The sequence below is a fragment of the Zooshikella ganghwensis DSM 15267 genome (genome assembly GCF_000428585.1).
GTDB classification, from domain to species: domain Bacteria; phylum Pseudomonadota; class Gammaproteobacteria; order Pseudomonadales; family Zooshikellaceae; genus Zooshikella; species Zooshikella ganghwensis.
On sequence record NZ_AUAF01000055.1, the window covers coordinates 14,125 to 28,980 of the forward strand.

14 protein-coding genes are annotated in these 14,856 nt (G+C 41.2%); 8 read left to right on the forward strand and 6 right to left on the reverse strand.

Annotated features, from left to right (window positions below; genetic code table 11):
- The first annotated feature begins 3 nt into the window (after positions 1 to 3).
- Together folE and F607_RS0113225 are read left to right on the forward strand one after the other, a co-directional pair.
- Positions 4 to 579 carry a GTP cyclohydrolase I FolE gene (gene folE / locus F607_RS0113220; protein WP_038291287.1) on the forward strand — a complete coding sequence of 192 codons (576 nt, stop codon included), beginning with the start codon at positions 4 to 6 and terminating at the stop codon, positions 577 to 579.
- 8 nt (positions 580 to 587) lie between these two features.
- Entirely contained in the window at positions 588 to 1,388 is an 801-nt protein-coding gene (locus F607_RS0113225) for an SDR family NAD(P)-dependent oxidoreductase (RefSeq protein WP_051311459.1), read from the forward strand.
- Positions 1,389 to 1,494: 106 nt separating this feature from the next.
- On the opposite strand, the gene F607_RS0113230 is transcribed toward F607_RS0113225, so the two are convergent.
- From F607_RS0113230 to guaB, 5 genes are all read right to left on the reverse strand, one after another.
- Positions 1,495 to 3,084: a Na+/H+ antiporter NhaC family protein gene (locus F607_RS0113230; protein WP_027708470.1), complete on the reverse strand. Its 1,590-nt coding sequence runs from the start codon at positions 3,082 to 3,084 to the stop codon at positions 1,495 to 1,497.
- 335 nt (positions 3,085 to 3,419) lie between these two features.
- Positions 3,420 to 3,953, reverse strand: coding sequence for a hypothetical protein (locus F607_RS0113235; RefSeq protein ID WP_157365467.1), 534 nt, complete (start codon positions 3,951 to 3,953; stop codon positions 3,420 to 3,422).
- Positions 3,954 to 4,148: 195 nt separating this feature from the next.
- Positions 4,149 to 4,625, reverse strand: a complete 477-nt coding sequence (locus tag F607_RS0113240; RefSeq protein WP_211233640.1) for a Dps family protein — start codon at positions 4,623 to 4,625, stop codon at positions 4,149 to 4,151.
- 265 nt (positions 4,626 to 4,890) lie between these two features.
- Positions 4,891 to 6,468: a glutamine-hydrolyzing GMP synthase gene (gene guaA / locus F607_RS0113245; protein WP_027708473.1), complete on the reverse strand. Its 1,578-nt coding sequence runs from the start codon at positions 6,466 to 6,468 to the stop codon at positions 4,891 to 4,893.
- Between the two features lie 183 nt (positions 6,469 to 6,651).
- Positions 6,652 to 8,121 carry an IMP dehydrogenase gene (guaB, locus tag F607_RS0113250; protein ID WP_027708474.1) on the reverse strand — a complete coding sequence of 490 codons (1,470 nt, stop codon included), beginning with the start codon at positions 8,119 to 8,121 and terminating at the stop codon, positions 6,652 to 6,654.
- Between the two features lie 173 nt (positions 8,122 to 8,294).
- On the opposite strand from guaB, the gene xseA reads away from it, so the two are divergent.
- The 6 genes from xseA (at position 8,295) to F607_RS0113280 (ending at position 14,647) form a co-directional block, all read left to right on the forward strand.
- Positions 8,295 to 9,653 carry an exodeoxyribonuclease VII large subunit gene (xseA, locus tag F607_RS29635; protein ID WP_038291289.1) on the forward strand — a complete coding sequence of 453 codons (1,359 nt, stop codon included), beginning with the start codon at positions 8,295 to 8,297 and terminating at the stop codon, positions 9,651 to 9,653.
- A gap of 296 nt (positions 9,654 to 9,949) precedes the next feature.
- Complete coding sequence (locus F607_RS29640; protein ID WP_027708475.1) at positions 9,950 to 10,300, forward strand: hypothetical protein; 351 nt, start codon at positions 9,950 to 9,952, stop codon at positions 10,298 to 10,300.
- 198 nt (positions 10,301 to 10,498) lie between these two features.
- Positions 10,499 to 11,509, forward strand: a complete 1,011-nt coding sequence (locus tag F607_RS0113265) for a DUF1015 family protein (protein WP_027708476.1) — start codon at positions 10,499 to 10,501, stop codon at positions 11,507 to 11,509.
- 109 nt (positions 11,510 to 11,618) lie between these two features.
- The gene (locus tag F607_RS29645) at positions 11,619 to 12,749 is read left to right on the forward strand and encodes a PLP-dependent cysteine synthase family protein (protein WP_051311460.1); all 1,131 of its coding nucleotides are present in this window, start codon (positions 11,619 to 11,621) and stop codon (positions 12,747 to 12,749) included.
- 147 nt (positions 12,750 to 12,896) lie between these two features.
- On the forward strand, positions 12,897 to 14,201 hold the full coding sequence (locus F607_RS0113275; RefSeq protein ID WP_027708477.1) for a hypothetical protein: 1,305 nt from the start codon (positions 12,897 to 12,899) through the stop codon (positions 14,199 to 14,201).
- 179 nt (positions 14,202 to 14,380) lie between these two features.
- Positions 14,381 to 14,647 (forward strand): hypothetical protein, encoded by a 267-nt coding sequence (locus F607_RS0113280; protein WP_157365468.1) that lies wholly within the window; start codon positions 14,381 to 14,383, stop codon positions 14,645 to 14,647.
- Here F607_RS0113280 and F607_RS36040 read toward each other — a convergent pair.
- Positions 14,644 to 14,856: transposase (locus F607_RS36040; RefSeq protein ID WP_211233641.1), on the reverse strand; the 213-nt coding region annotated here is incomplete at its 5' end. The two genes, F607_RS0113280 and F607_RS36040, sit on opposite strands and share 4 nt — an antisense overlap.

The window sequence follows — 14,856 nt, forward strand, 5'->3', positions numbered from 1 at the left end:
ATTATGAGCAACGAAAACGTTCAAACTGTTCTTGCAGAAAACTTTCGCACTATCATCTCGTCTTTAGGTGAAAACCCCGATCGAGAAGGTCTGCTGGACACCCCAAAACGTGCAGCGAAAGCAATGCAATTCCTGACTCAGGGCTATCACCAAGATTTAGAAAGCATTGTCAATGGTGCAATTTTTGAGTCTGACAATGAAGAAATGGTGCTGGTAAAAAATATAGAACTTTATTCTTTATGTGAGCACCATTTACTGCCTTTTATTGGCAAGTGTCATGTAGCTTATTTGCCTGCAGGAAAAGTTATTGGTCTTTCTAAAATTGCCCGTGTAGTGGATATGTTTGCCCGTCGTTTACAAATTCAGGAAAACCTGACATCGCAAATAGCCAAAGCCGTTGAAAGCGTCACAGGCGCCCGAGGTGTCGGGGTTATTATCGAAGCCAAACACATGTGCATGATGATGCGTGGTGTTGAAAAACAAAACTCCGTTATGAGCACATCTGTCATGCTAGGTGATATGCGCAAATCTCAAGCTACCCGACAAGAGTTTTTAATGTTGGCTAAACAGCAAAACTAACATTGACAATGAATGGCTCCAAAGCCCTTTACCTCAACTGTTTTACGTCACCGATTAATGCATTTATTGTGGGGGCAAGCCGAGGTATTGGGCTAGCCTTCATTAAGCAACTTTTGCAAGAACCATGCATTAATCAAGTCTTTGCCGGCTGTCGCTCTCCGTCTGAAGCGCGTAACCTAAACGATTTAACCGTCAACAATCCCTCTCGTTTACACCCCATACAGATTGACCTTACTGACGAGCATAGTGTCCAAAAAAGTCTTAACCATATAAAACAACAGCTCAATTGCCAGCCACTCTCACTCATTATTAATTGTGCAGGCTTTCTTCATAATGAAAGTGCTGGTTTTTTTCCAGAGAAAAAACTGGCAGAAGTCTCTCCAGCGTTACTCCAGTCCAGTTTAACCCTACATACACTGGGTGTATTATTACTTGCGAAGTATAGTGAGGCCCTGCTAGCTCGTCAGACTCATACTGTTTTTGCAAGCCTCTCTGCACGAGTAGGTAGTATTTCTGATAACCGCTTAGGTGGCTGGTACAGTTATCGAGTGAGCAAAGCGGCTCACAACATGGCGATCAAAAACATAGCAATAGAGTGGAGCCGACGAAATAAACATAATGTATGTGTTGCATTGCATCCAGGCTCAACAGCAACAGAACTATCAGCGCCTTTCCAGCACAATATTGCTCCCCATAAGTTATTTTCTGCCACGCAAACCGCTGGTTATCTGCTATCTGTTATTAGCCAGCTCACGCCTGAAGATACAGGCAAATTCTTAGCTTGGGATGGCCAAGTAATTCCCTGGTAAAACAATTTTCTACTCCACGTACAATAAACGACTACCACTGAAAAATAAAAAAGCAGGCTTTTAGCCTGCTTTTTTTTGTAACAACTCAACTTTTAACGCTGCTTTACTAGCCTTTATTGGAGATCACTTTCATTATCCCAACAGCAATGGCAAAGACTATAAAAGAAGACATTAAAGCCATTAATGTTGAGTCCGTAAAGCCTAATACCAAAAAGCCAACAGCAGCAACAAATGCTGTCACTAGCGCATAAGGCAGTTGGGTCACCACATGGTCAATATGATGGCAAGAAGCGCCTGTTGATGAAAGGATAGTAGTGTCTGAAATCGGTGAACAATGATCACCAAACACTGAACCGGCTAATACTGCAGCAAACATTGGCAACATCATGCTAATTTCCGTTGCACCCGCCATATCACCAGCAATAGGTAGCATAATCCCAAATGTTCCCCAGCTTGTGCCGGTAGCAAAAGCCATAATGCCAGAAACAATAAATAAGATTAGAGGCAAATACGCAAGGTTAAGTACATCTTTTACCAAGCCAGCAAGGTATTTACCAGTTTCCAGCTCTCCAATAATGCCAGTCAACATCCAGGCAAAAACCAGAATATAAATCGCCGGCAGCATTGCCTTCAGGCCATTTAACAGTCCTTTTGCATAATCGCCAATAGAGAGACTTCTAAACACAGAGAGTACGACGGAAACAGCTAGGCCGCCCAGACCACCATACACCAGGGACTTGGCAACATCAGTCAGTTCAAAAGCCCCTAAAATACTGAAAGGCTTACCATCTTTTGCTAACGCTTCTGCACCTGTTGAAACCATAAAGTAAATAGTGGCAGCAATCAAAACGACTACAGGTAAAACCAAGTCAATGACTTTACCTTGACGATCCGTTTGCAACTCAATTGAACCTGGTGGTGTGCCTCGCTCAGTAGAAAATAGCTGTCCATTAAGCGCATTTTCGGTATGCTGCCGCATGGGTCCAATATCCAACTTGAGCAAAATTACCGCTAGCACCATTAGCAATGCAAACAACGGGTACAGGTTCATGGGAACAATGGTAATAAAGGCGGAAAGTGCAGTATAGCCTGTCACTTCATGGGCCACTAATAACCCACCAATTAATGCGATGATATAGGCACCCCAACTGGATATGGGTGTTAAAACACACACAGGGGCTGCCGTTGAGTCAATCATATACGCAAGCTTTGCCCGAGATATTTGTTGTCGATCAGTAATGGGGCGACATATATTTCCCACAGCCAAGCTATTAAAGTAGTCATCAATAAAGATAAAGATACCCAAGCAAAAGGTCATCAGCTGAGAACCTTGCTGCGTCTTTACCCGCTGCCTAGCCCACTCAGCAAATGCATTGCTGCCCCCCATCAGGCTGATAAAGCTGGTGATAATGCCCAGTACTACCAAGAACAACAGAATATAAATATTCCAGGTGTTTGGGCCTCCCTCTTGCCAAAATACCCAGCTATTAGGCACACCATCTTCCCAAAATACGCCTTTAAATGCCTCGGCAATGTGTATTACAGCTGCCAGTGGGTCAAAATTAGTCAGTAGCAATGCACCAACAATTACACCCGCCCCCAAAGAAAGTAGTACCTGCCGTGTAATAACGGCTAAACCAATGGCAACGACTGGAACAAGTAGCGACCAGGCGCTGTTAATATATGCTGATTCCATGAGTTTACTAACCTTTGTTGCTAGGGTTTTTTTCACCCTTAGCAGCCAAAAGCTGTTCGCGTGGTTCAGTGATCATGACACTGCAACCATCTGAGCAACAGACTGAAGCTTCGGTTCCACTGTATTGCTGGTCAACACCAGCTAATCAGATATCTGTTAACCATAACCTTCAAATGCTCCATAACAACTGAAGTTAAAGATTATGGATAATATATTCGCAAACCGCTTAAAACTGCGTTGATCAAATTCTTGTTAATGGCTAAATCAAGCGTTCTTGGTAAGTTCACCCGAATTAAACTAGAGGCATTATACTCAAGACGCTCAAAATGAACAGATCATTCAGTTACTGCCTGTAACTCATCATTGACGATGGTATAAATCAACTGCTTACTTTGAGATGGACAACAAATACGATCTTCTTCATCATGTTGCAGCACAGATACCAGAATTTGCTGGTTCTCCACTGCCACACTTTGCACCTTAGTACGATCTCCTAAATTGACGGCAGAAAGCGCTTTTCTTTCTTCGCCACCAAGTACTACCGAAAGTTCACGATAATAGCCTATACCACCTGGATCAGTGATTAATATAGCGACAATATCCAGATGCCCATCATTATTAACATCAGCTAGCACTCGCTGACTGGAAATACGCACCACCAAATCCTCACCATTTTCCGCCCCTTTTTTATGACGATAGAGACCGTTACTCAAAGGAGCCCATCCGGACTTAGTAAAGGTGGTTCGATAATCAACATCTACAACATCTGTTTCAGTAAATTCAACAGGCTTGATTTGTAATAGCTGACAGCCACTCAATATCAGACTAACTGCAAGATATACTACCCATTGAGTCAATGACTGCATCATTCACTCCTGACGACTTATACAAAGTTAAACGATTAAAACAACTCTAACCGTTGATTCATACCTTCTACGTTAACAGATTAGTATAAAATAATGCCCACATAGTGTGGGCATTATTTTTTTACCCTTTAACGAGTGTTGTATATCTAAAATAAAGTCTATACATCACTCAGGGTATCTCAAAGCGCATAGCGCAATTTATAACATGCTACGTAGCATCCACGCATTTTTTTCATGTAAACGCATTCTATCAGAAATCAACCCTGCTGAGGACTCATCATTAGCGTCTTGTGCAATAGGTAAAACACTACGCGCAATACGCACAACTGACTCATTAGCTTCAGCCAAAATACGCAACATATCTTGAGCGGCAGGAACATCATCAGGCTGCTCAATACTGGACAACTTGGCAAACGCTTTAAATGTCCCTGGTGCAGGAAAGCCTAGTGTTCGTATTCTTTCTGCAATTTCATCTACGGCATTGGCCAACTCAGTATATTGCTCTTCAAATAATAAGTGCAGATCTCGAAAGCTAGGACCTGTCACATTCCAATGAAAATTATGAGTTAAAAGATATAAAGTATAACTATCGGCTAATAGTTTACTTAATCCATCAGCAATCTGGCTCCGAGCCTCTTCACTGATACCGAGGTTAGGGGTATGAACATCAACCATTGTCATCTCCTTAAAATCAGTTTTCCGGTAAAGTTTTTTGTTAGAGGATGAAAACAGTGTAATCGATAGATAGAAAGTTATAAAACTAATTATATAAATGCAAATGATTAGTTTTTTCTATGGTAAATATATCCAAAACGAAGGGTTTTTAGTGGGGCTAGTCTGGTCTGTTAAGACTAGCGATAGCATCAACAGCTTTTTAATCTAGCTGGGCCGTCAAGGGTATATTTATACTAAACAGGCCAGCCATCAGGCTGGCTACTTGTTACTCCCACTCAATCGTTGCAGGAGGCTTACTCGAAACATCGTAAGTAACTCGGGAAACACCACTAATTTCATTAATAATCCGATTGGAAACCCGCTCCAAAAAGTCATAGGGTAAATGTGCCCAACGGGCTGTCATAAAATCAATGGTTTCCACTGCTCGCAACGCAATAACATACTCATAGCGTCGCCCATCACCTACCACCCCAACAGATTTTACTGGCAAAAATACCGCAAATGCCTGACTGACTTTATGGTATAAATCAGCCTTATGTAATTCGTGAATAAAAATAGCATCAGCTTTTCGCAATAAATCAGCGTATTCTTTTTTCACTTCTCCCAGAATTCTCACACCAAGACCTGGCCCAGGAAATGGATGACGATAAACCATGTCATAAGGTAAACCCAGTTCCAAGCCAATCTGCCGAACTTCATCTTTAAATAGCTCACGCAATGGCTCGACCAGTTCGAACTGCATATCTTCAGGTAAGCCCCCCACATTGTGGTGGGATTTAATCACATGGGCTTTTCCTGTTTTAGCACCTGCCGACTCAATAACATCAGGATAAATGGTCCCTTGCGCAAGGAATTTAACGTTGGTTAATTTTGTTGCTTCCTGATCAAATACTTCAATAAAGGTATTTCCGATAATTTTTCTTTTTTGTTCAGGATCCGCTACGCCAGTCAATTTAGATAAAAACAGTTGCTCAGCATTCGCACGAATAACTTTAATCCCCATGTTTTCTGCAAACATGGCCATCACCTGATCACCTTCCTGAAGGCGCAATAAGCCATTATCCACAAATACACAGGTTAACTGATCGCCAATAGCTTTATGTAATAATGCTGCGACAACGGAGGAGTCTACCCCACCAGAAAGCCCTAACAGTACTTTCTCATTACCCACCTGCTCACGAATACGTGCAATGGCATCATCCACAATATTGGTCGATGTCCACAGTGCCTCACACTGCGCAATACTACGCACAAAACGCTCAAGAATACGCTTACCCTGCTTAGTATGGGTAACTTCAGGGTGAAACTGCACACCATAATAGGCTTTTTCATCATTCGCCATGGCTGCAATTGGGCAGCTTTCAGTGGCTGCCACTAGCGTAAAACCTTCTGGTAACGCAGAGACTTTATCACCATGGCTCATCCAAACATCCAGCGAGAGTGTGCCATCTTCCTTAATATGATCTTCAATGCCTTCGAATAGCCGACATTTGTTGGTTAAGTTCACCTCGGCATAACCAAACTCTTGGTGATCTGAAGTGCTTACCTTGCCACCAAACTGCTCGGCCATGGTTTGCATGCCATAACAAATGCCCAATAGTGGCACACCAAGATCAAACACAACTTGTGGTGCACGCGGTGTATCATCCCCTGTAACAGACTCAGGCCCACCCGCTAAAATAATAGCTTTTGGTGAAAATGCTTGAATGTCTGCCGCATCAACATCATAAGGATAAATCTCACAATACACACCAATTTCACGCACCCGTCGTGCAATTAGTTGCGTGTACTGTGAGCCGAAATCCAAAATAAGAATACGTTGAGCGTGGATATCCATTGACATAGGTGTTCTCTACTGTAACTAAATAAAATACTGTTTTTTTTGCTATGCGCCTTTTTCACAACACATGGTGTACTTATCATGACTTCGACTTTCTACATAGAAGCCAACCAGCCTTACACTTTCCCGTTATTAAAAGGTCTATAGCAAACGGGGCTGATATTCAGCCCCGTGCTTGAGTATGTGTTAGCCCACTCGGTAATTGGGCGCTTCTTTAGTGATACTCACATCATGTACATGACTTTCTTTCATCCCTGCAGCCGTTACCCTGACAAACTCTGGTTGGGTTCGCATTGTCTCAATATCGGGGCTACCGGTATAGCCCATTGAAGCACGCAAGCCTCCCATTAATTGATGAATAATGGCGGAAATAGGTCCTTTATACGGCACCCGTCCTTCAATTCCTTCAGGTACCAGCTTCTCAATACCAGACTCTGCATCCTGAAAATAGCGATCACTGGAACCAGATGACTGAGCCATCGCACCCAGAGACCCCATGCCACGATAAGCTTTGTAGCTCCGCCCCTGGTACAACTCAACTTCACCAGGAGCCTCTTCGGTACCAGCAAACATACTCCCCATCATTACAGCATGAGCACCCGCTGCAATCGCTTTGGCAAAATCTCCGGAAAAACGAATGCCTCCATCAGCAATCACAGGAACACCTGTTCCCTTTAATGCAGCAACGACTTCTGCAATCGCCGTAATCTGCGGTACACCAATACCCGTCACAATACGAGTGGTACAAATAGAGCCAGGTCCGATACCCACTTTTACCGCATCAGCCCCAGCATCAGCCAGTGCAGTGGCAGCCGCAGCTGTCGCGATATTACCGCCAATCACCTGAACATGTGGAAAGTTGTCCTTCACCCAGCGGACTCGATCCAATACGCCTTTTGAATGACCATGGGCGGTATCAACCACAATCACATCGACACCCGCAGCCACCAGCGCCGTTACTCGTTCTTCAGTTTCAGCACCAGTACCCACTGCAGCACCAACCCGCAGTTGCCCCTGCTGGTCTTTACAGGCACGGGGATAGTCTTGGGCTTTTTGAATATCTTTAACGGTCATCATGCCGACCAGCTTAAACTGCTCATCAACCACCAGCACTTTTTCAATCCGGTGTTGATGCAACAGCCCTCTCACCTCTTCAGGTGTTGCACCTTCTTGCACAGTGACCAGTTTGCTCTTAGGCGTCATAACCTCAGCTACTTTTTTCTGTGCATTTGTTTCAAAGCGTACATCTCGACTGGTAACAATGCCTACCAGCTCCCCTTTTTCCATGACTGGCACACCAGAAATATTATTTTGGCGAGTAATACGTAATAAGGATTCAACGGTTGCATCGGCATTAATAGTAATGGGGTCTTTTACAACACCACTTTCGTATTTTTTAACGGCTCGTACTTCACTAGCCTGTTGCTCAATAGTCATATTTTTATGAATAATACCCAGACCACCTTCTTGTGCCATAGCAATAGCTAAACGCGATTCAGTAACCGTATCCATAGCAGAAGACAGTAGTGGAATATTGAGCGCAATTTCCCTTGTCAGCTTGGTAGACAGTGAAACATTTTTGGGCAGAACTTCAGAATAACCAGGAAGTAATAGAACATCATCGAAGGTGAGAGCTTCTTGAGCTATGCGCAACATACCTAATATTACCGAATTGCTGGTGGGAAGATAAAATTCATTTATTATAACGTTAGCTATAAAACCTCACAACATAAAACGAGGATTCACCATGATTTTTATTGTGGTCTGCTATAAAATCATCAAGCCTAACAATAATTTAAAGATGTAATTTAAAATAAGGAACTGCCGTTTTGAGTATAGCTGCAACCCAAGAGACTGAAACACGGGATATTTTATCTGTTTCGGCACTTAACCAAAGGGTCAGGCGCTTACTTGAGGTCAGTTTTGCCCAAGTCTGGGTTGAAGGTGAAATTTCCAACCTGGCCATTCCTAGCTCTGGTCACTGGTATTTCACCCTTAAAGATAGCCAGGCACAGATTCGTTGCGCTATGTTTCGTGGCCGAAACCGGTTACTGGGCTTTATTCCTGAAGACGGCGCACAAGTATTAGTTCGAGGCAAGGTAGGTCTTTACGAAGGGCGCGGTGATTACCAGTTAGTTGTTGACTTTATGGAAGCATCCGGAGATGGAGCCTTAAGACAAGCATTTGAACAGCTCAAATTAAAGCTGGCTGCAGCTGGCTTATTCGCGACAGAAAGCAAACGAGCTATTCCTGCAGGGTTACGCCATATTGCTATTATCACTTCTCCCACAGGTGCCGCCATTCGTGATGTGCTCACTGTCTTTAAACGCCGTTTTCCAGCCCTTAAAGTCACCATTATTCCCAGTGCTGTACAAGGTAAAGAAGCACCTGCACAATTAATTCATGCGCTAAAACTTGCCAACAGTGGTATTGGTGACTGGCAAGCAGTTCTTGTTACACGTGGTGGAGGTTCTCTGGAAGATCTATGGGCATTTAATGATGCACAACTCGCCTATGCTATTCATGATAGTAAGCTCCCTGTAATAAGTGCCGTTGGTCATGAAATCGATATAACAATAGCTGATCTGGTCGCTGATTTACGAGCACCGACGCCATCTGCAGCAGCAGAATTATTAAGCTTGGACCAGGCAGAGTTAATGGCGAATTTCCAAGGCTATCAACAACTATTTCACGATATTATTTCAACACAACTCCACCGCCATCAAGAACGTTTAAAGTGGCTTCAAAAACGCTTGCGCCATCCTGGACAGCGAATACAAGATCAACAGCAACGATTGGATGATTTAGAGTTACGCCTTCGACAAGTCATACGACATCACTTTCTCCAAAAACAAAACCAGTTACACACCCAACAGGCTAAAATTCTTCAGCACTCCCCTCAGCAACATATCCGTTTATTACAACAACGTTTAACACACCAGCAACAAAGCCTAACTAAAACAGTTCAACACTTATTACCTCACTATCAACAACAATTAGTTAACCTTGTACAACGCCTTCAGACCCTTAGCCCACTTGCAACACTTGAGCGAGGCTATGCCATCATTAAGAAGGGTTCGCAAGTTATACGTACAACACAAGAGGTTATTCCTGGCGACCAAGTAACAGCCAAGATATCCGATGGAGAGCTAATTTGTAATGTAATTCAAACGCTGCCTAAAAAATAAATGTTACTTTTCTTCGTTCTTTTAATATTCAGGGCAACCGCATATAAGGTAGCTTTTAAAACCTTTTTTAAGCCTTCTTGCCCAAAGTCTGTGCGTCATATCCACACACTGAAATACACTCTTTTATCGTTTTTTAAAACGATAAAATCTACTCTTTATTTAAATTTACAACTAAAAGGTATAGCAAAATTGTTTTTAGTGGTTTACTATGGATAGTGAATGTATACTCAAATAAGAGTATGCAAGTGATTTTTATTGTAAAAAGCAATCATGTGTAATGGATTACAGGCGTTGCTATGAAATTTGCAATTCAATTGTTGTTAATTTCCCTCGTGCTACTTGCTCTCCAGAGTACGGCAAGCAACAGCGATATAATGGATACTAGCTTTTTTAATAATAGCTTGCAGCTTAATTTAACAGAAAGCCATATTCATAGTACGCACTCTCAAATTGACCATATCATTAATAAACATGAAACAAGTGGCGATGATTGCCACGGATGTTATGGAAACTGTTCTCCTTTAACAAAATATAAAGATATTATCACTGCATGTAATATAAACCTATACAGTGTACCTCAACTTCTATTCATAATAACTGGCTATTACACTTCACCATTTCGCCCTCCTATTCGCTTCCATGCTTAAACGCTTTGGCAATTTAAAAAGATAAGTCGTGTAAACCCTTCACGAATCAATTTAATGCGCAAAGTGTATAAAAGCGTTTAGCAATGCTCTTAAAAAAACACTTTTTTCCATGCTGTTTTTGCGTGGGAAAGCCCATTTTGTTTGAAAAAACACATATACAAACCAAATATTAACACAAGCTATCTGTAAGGGCACATCATGTCTTTTCACCTAAATATCAAACCTAATACCCATACACCTAAAACTGCTTACCGGAATAGCTTTTACCTGCCACATCTACTTATTTATCAGATTTCTGGTCAGTTCAAAAAAAGTTATCATAAAAGCATTGGAATTAGCTGCTACTATAATCTATCAACTACTCATGTTAATCCTAGCGTTTTCCCACATGAAAAAGTCGATGAATACCATGTAAGTGAACTTGTCCAGGCTATGACCTATAAACCTATTAAATCTCCGTGTTTTCTTGTTACACAGAGCAAACATTTTCCGTTTCAATATCTGTCAACGTGGTTTGAGCAGTATCCTCCTACCTATTCCGCGTCAATCAACGGATTAACACATTCTTTTATTAAAGTTAATAATATTCAGTATGCTAGGCAGCTCATGTTATGTCTTAATACTATTGAACACTTTATGATTGCAGATGGACATCACCGTTTAGCTGCACAGAAAAGATTATTACATCACCAAGGTCTATCACTACCGCTTCCTGTTTTTATTACTCACACCACTCAAGCTAAAGTTGAAAGTTTCGACCTAATTGCTCGTATAAATAAAAACTTTTGCTGGCTGGCATTCCATCAGCATTTAAAAAAATCAGGTATCACTTCCTGCCCCTACTCACAAGGAGACTACCATATACTATTTAATGATCTTCAAACGAGTTTTAAAATAAACGACCAAGGTAACAGCAGACACCACGATAATTCATGTCTTCGATATGCACATATTTTAAACGTGATGGAGAAGTTTAATGGATTTGAGACGATTATGAGTGAGAACTTAATAGAAGCAGATAGTCAAATAAGCTCACTCTATAAGAAAAGCACTTATCAAACAAGCCGGCTTCAGGTAAAAATAAAAACGCCCAGTGTTTCATCAATGTACAATGCAGCATTAAAAGGCACTTTATTACCTAAAAAATCAACATGTTTTCTTTTTAAACCTGCAGAACAAATGACTCCATTTTTAACAAAAGAGCGATGAATAATAAATAATTCTCTTATGATTACAACACCCTCTACTCATTATTTGTACAGGGTATATTTTAAAAAGCTCTGCACCAAGGGTACAAGATAATATTAAAGGGAATAATATGTTATCTATAGCATCTAACCGCTTTACAACCGAAACTCGCGCTTTCATCGCAAAATCTATTGATCAGGCCATAGGTCATGTGCCATTTGTACAACTTCATCGAATTCACCCACTCTGTAAAAAACATCACGTTTTTATCAAGCTTGAATCATGTAATCCTTCCGGTAGTATCAAAGACAAAAATGCAGCCTATCTAATTAATCACGCAGAACAACAAGGTTTATTGCAGCCCGGAGGTACCATTATTGAGTCAAGCTCTGGAAATTTTGGTTTAGCGCTGGCCAGTATTGGGGCCGCAAAAGGCTATAAAGTCATCATTGTTATTGATGCTAAAACACCACCACCGGTTCTAAAAATGCTTAAAGCTTATGGTGCCCAGCTGGTGGAAGTACCTTTAAGTAAAGCTGATGCTGCAGGTTCGATGCAAAAAGCACGTATGGCTAAAGCCAAAGACCTATCAGAAAAAATAAGTAACGCTTTTTATCCTTGTCAGCATCTTAACCCTAACAATCCTACGGCACATCGAGTATACACGGCTCAGGAAATTACCGCGGCATTTAATCCAATGCCTGATGCTGTTGTCTTAGGTGTCAGCACTGCTGGTCAGTTAGCAGGCATAGCCCGCCACTTTCGTGAATACTCCCCACATACCGATATTATTTGTGTTGATGTCGCTGGCTCAGGGGTATTAGGACAACCACGTCACGCGTATAAAATGACAGGTCTGGGGCTATCATTTGTTCCTCCTGAATTCAATTATGATCACTTAGACTATGGCTATAACGTTACAGATCATATTGCTTTTTCAATGTGCCACCACTTAGCACGCCAGGAAGGTTTGTTACTGGGCGCATCAACAGGGGCTATTATCAGCGCGGGTCTGGCTTATCTACACCAGCAGTCACGTGATGTATCTATCGTACTTATTAATCCAGACCGAGGGGACCGTTATTTAGATACTGTCTTCAACGTTAATTGGTTGGAAAGCAATCACCTCCCCCTCCTAGAGTTGCACGAACTTCATGCTGCCATTTGCCAACAATTGCAACCTATTTATTTATCATCTAAAAAACGTAATCACCAGTATTTGCCTGCCAGGGCCATACAGGAGTACTACCACTTAGAGTAAAGAAAATCTCTGCTACCGTGTCCTAAGAGATTGTCGCAAAACTACTGCGCTTTTTCGACACCCTCCTAACAAGGCATGATTCCTCTTGAGATACTTGCTCCCTTCATTTAAATCACACAGCTGGAAGGGAGCAACAAGGAGTTGTTTATGAGCAAGGTTCATGGTTCACCCCGCTATTTATTTAAACAATTTATACCTATGGCTACCAGCGATATAGTGATGGCACTAGGTGATCCCATTATTATATTTGTATTAGCTAGTTTAACTGATAGTACTCATTATCTTGCAGCCTTTGCATTAGGCAAAAGTATTGCTGTATTTTTTGAGAGTCCAATTATTCCTATTTTACCTACAGCCAATGCCATGGCTTATCAGACAAGAGCTCGCAACCTTTTATTGAATTTTACGCTGATCCTCAGTATTAGTCTTATGATAGGAATGATTATCATTGGTTACATTCCAGTCCTCCCTACTCTTTTTCAAATTGATGCGGTTCTTTGGCAGTCAACCTCATTGCTTATTGTATTATTGTGTCCCTGGCCATTAATTATCAGTCTAAGACGATATTGGCAAGGACAGATTATTCGTGTAGGACTTACTGACATTATCGCCAAAGGCTCGTTACTCCGCTGTTTCTTATTAACAGTCACAGCTCTTGCGATGGCAGCTTTTACTGACCAAGGTACATGGGTAGCTGGTACCGCTTTATTAGCTGGCGCCATGGGGGAACTGTTGTTTATACGAAATCAAGTCAATAAAATTACACTAAAAGAAGAAAAAAGTTGCACAACAACCTTACCTGATAACTTAATTACAATGAGCCACTATTATTGGCCACTAGCACAGTCTACGATTTCACTATGGGGAGCACGCTTATTATTACCACTATTTATCGCAACGACTGGCACCTTAAATGTCGCCATTTGGGCTGCAGGTTGGGCGTTAACCATTAGCATTAGCAATGCAGTAAGAATGTTGCAACAACTTGTTATCCGTAACGCAGGTCAAATTAAAAAAGCCTCGCTTTATATATTTTCCATAAGCATAGGATGCTGTTTTAGTTTAATACTATTCGTTCTTGCCACAACTTCTTGGGGTTATTCACTCTTGAACTATTATGTTGATAGCCAGGACAGACTAATCAATGGTATTCAGGGTATCTTATTGGCCAGCAGCTTACTACCCATCTTAATGTCCTTACAAAACTATTATCAGGGTTTACATATGGTACAAACTTCAACTGTTGCTATTGGACGTTCGGCAGTTGTCGCCAACTTAGTATTAATTGTAACAGCCCTTACTATAATATACTTCAATGCAACACCTGCTTGGTTTGCCAGTATTGTATGTTTAGCTACACTACTTGAGGTTTTTTTATTAGCCTATCAGTTAAAAAATACTGCTAACTCGAGTGATGCATCATACTTCAGGAGAAATATTTCCGAAAATTGATTAGCAGTGGAATACTAATAATTATATAAACTATCACTGTTAGGTCACTTAAGTTTAACTTAATCTAGAATCCCCCAAAGAAAAGGCTTCACTGATAATATCTTAATAAAGTTGAAGCCATTTTAAATAAAACATAACTATACTTTTGTGTGAAAAGGATATCTTGCAAGTACCTATTTATGATGAAACCTTTAGTTCATTTTTTTGCAAAAAATCTGGCTATCTTTTTTTTACCGGTAGCAATTATAGTTTCTGCAATAGCTTATTTGGGTTATGAGCTTGAAGCTGAGCGTATTTACAATCGACTAGCACTAACTGGTCAAGAAATTGCCAGAACAGGTAATGCTACTGTTTTAAGACATCTTGACTTGATTACTAGCGATGTCATTTTTCTCTCTCAAGAATCCGAACTTAACGATTATATACCTAAAGCGTTTGAGTTTTAGGTGCAAATATTCTCGAAACCACCACCGAGTAGTGACTTTAACGCATAGGCGTGCTGATCGATTTTGCTAAAAAAATCAATCGCTGCTTTTCTAAATTCACAAACGGTTTTGTAGTATTTGTTGTAGAGCACTTGTTTTTTAAAATACTTCCAAACCCGTTCAATTAAATTCAGTTCAGGTGAATAAGGCGGTAAATAGACTAGCTTCAA

What these genes read in the sequence shown, in the direction of transcription:
- guaA (WP_027708473.1), bottom strand. Translation starts at nt 6,468, where the DNA reads ATGTCAATGGATATCCACGCTCAACGTATTCTTATTTTGGATTTCGGC.
- F607_RS0113230 (WP_027708470.1), bottom strand. Translation starts at nt 3,084, where the DNA reads ATGGAATCAGCATATATTAACAGCGCCTGGTCGCTACTTGTTCCAGTC.
- F607_RS0113240 (WP_211233640.1), bottom strand. Translation starts at nt 4,625, where the DNA reads ATGGTTGATGTTCATACCCCTAACCTCGGTATCAGTGAAGAGGCTCGG.
- F607_RS29640 (WP_027708475.1), top strand. Translation starts at nt 9,950, where the DNA reads ATGAAATTTGCAATTCAATTGTTGTTAATTTCCCTCGTGCTACTTGCT.
- F607_RS0113280 (WP_157365468.1), top strand. Translation starts at nt 14,381, where the DNA reads ATGATGAAACCTTTAGTTCATTTTTTTGCAAAAAATCTGGCTATCTTT.
- F607_RS0113225 (WP_051311459.1), top strand. Translation starts at nt 588, where the DNA reads ATGAATGGCTCCAAAGCCCTTTACCTCAACTGTTTTACGTCACCGATT.
- folE (WP_038291287.1), top strand. Translation starts at nt 4, where the DNA reads ATGAGCAACGAAAACGTTCAAACTGTTCTTGCAGAAAACTTTCGCACT.
- F607_RS0113265 (WP_027708476.1), top strand. Translation starts at nt 10,499, where the DNA reads ATGTCTTTTCACCTAAATATCAAACCTAATACCCATACACCTAAAACT.
- F607_RS0113275 (WP_027708477.1), top strand. Translation starts at nt 12,897, where the DNA reads ATGAGCAAGGTTCATGGTTCACCCCGCTATTTATTTAAACAATTTATA.
- F607_RS0113235 (WP_157365467.1), bottom strand. Translation starts at nt 3,953, where the DNA reads ATGATGCAGTCATTGACTCAATGGGTAGTATATCTTGCAGTTAGTCTG.
- guaB (WP_027708474.1), bottom strand. Translation starts at nt 8,121, where the DNA reads ATGTTGCGCATAGCTCAAGAAGCTCTCACCTTCGATGATGTTCTATTA.
- F607_RS29645 (WP_051311460.1), top strand. Translation starts at nt 11,619, where the DNA reads ATGTTATCTATAGCATCTAACCGCTTTACAACCGAAACTCGCGCTTTC.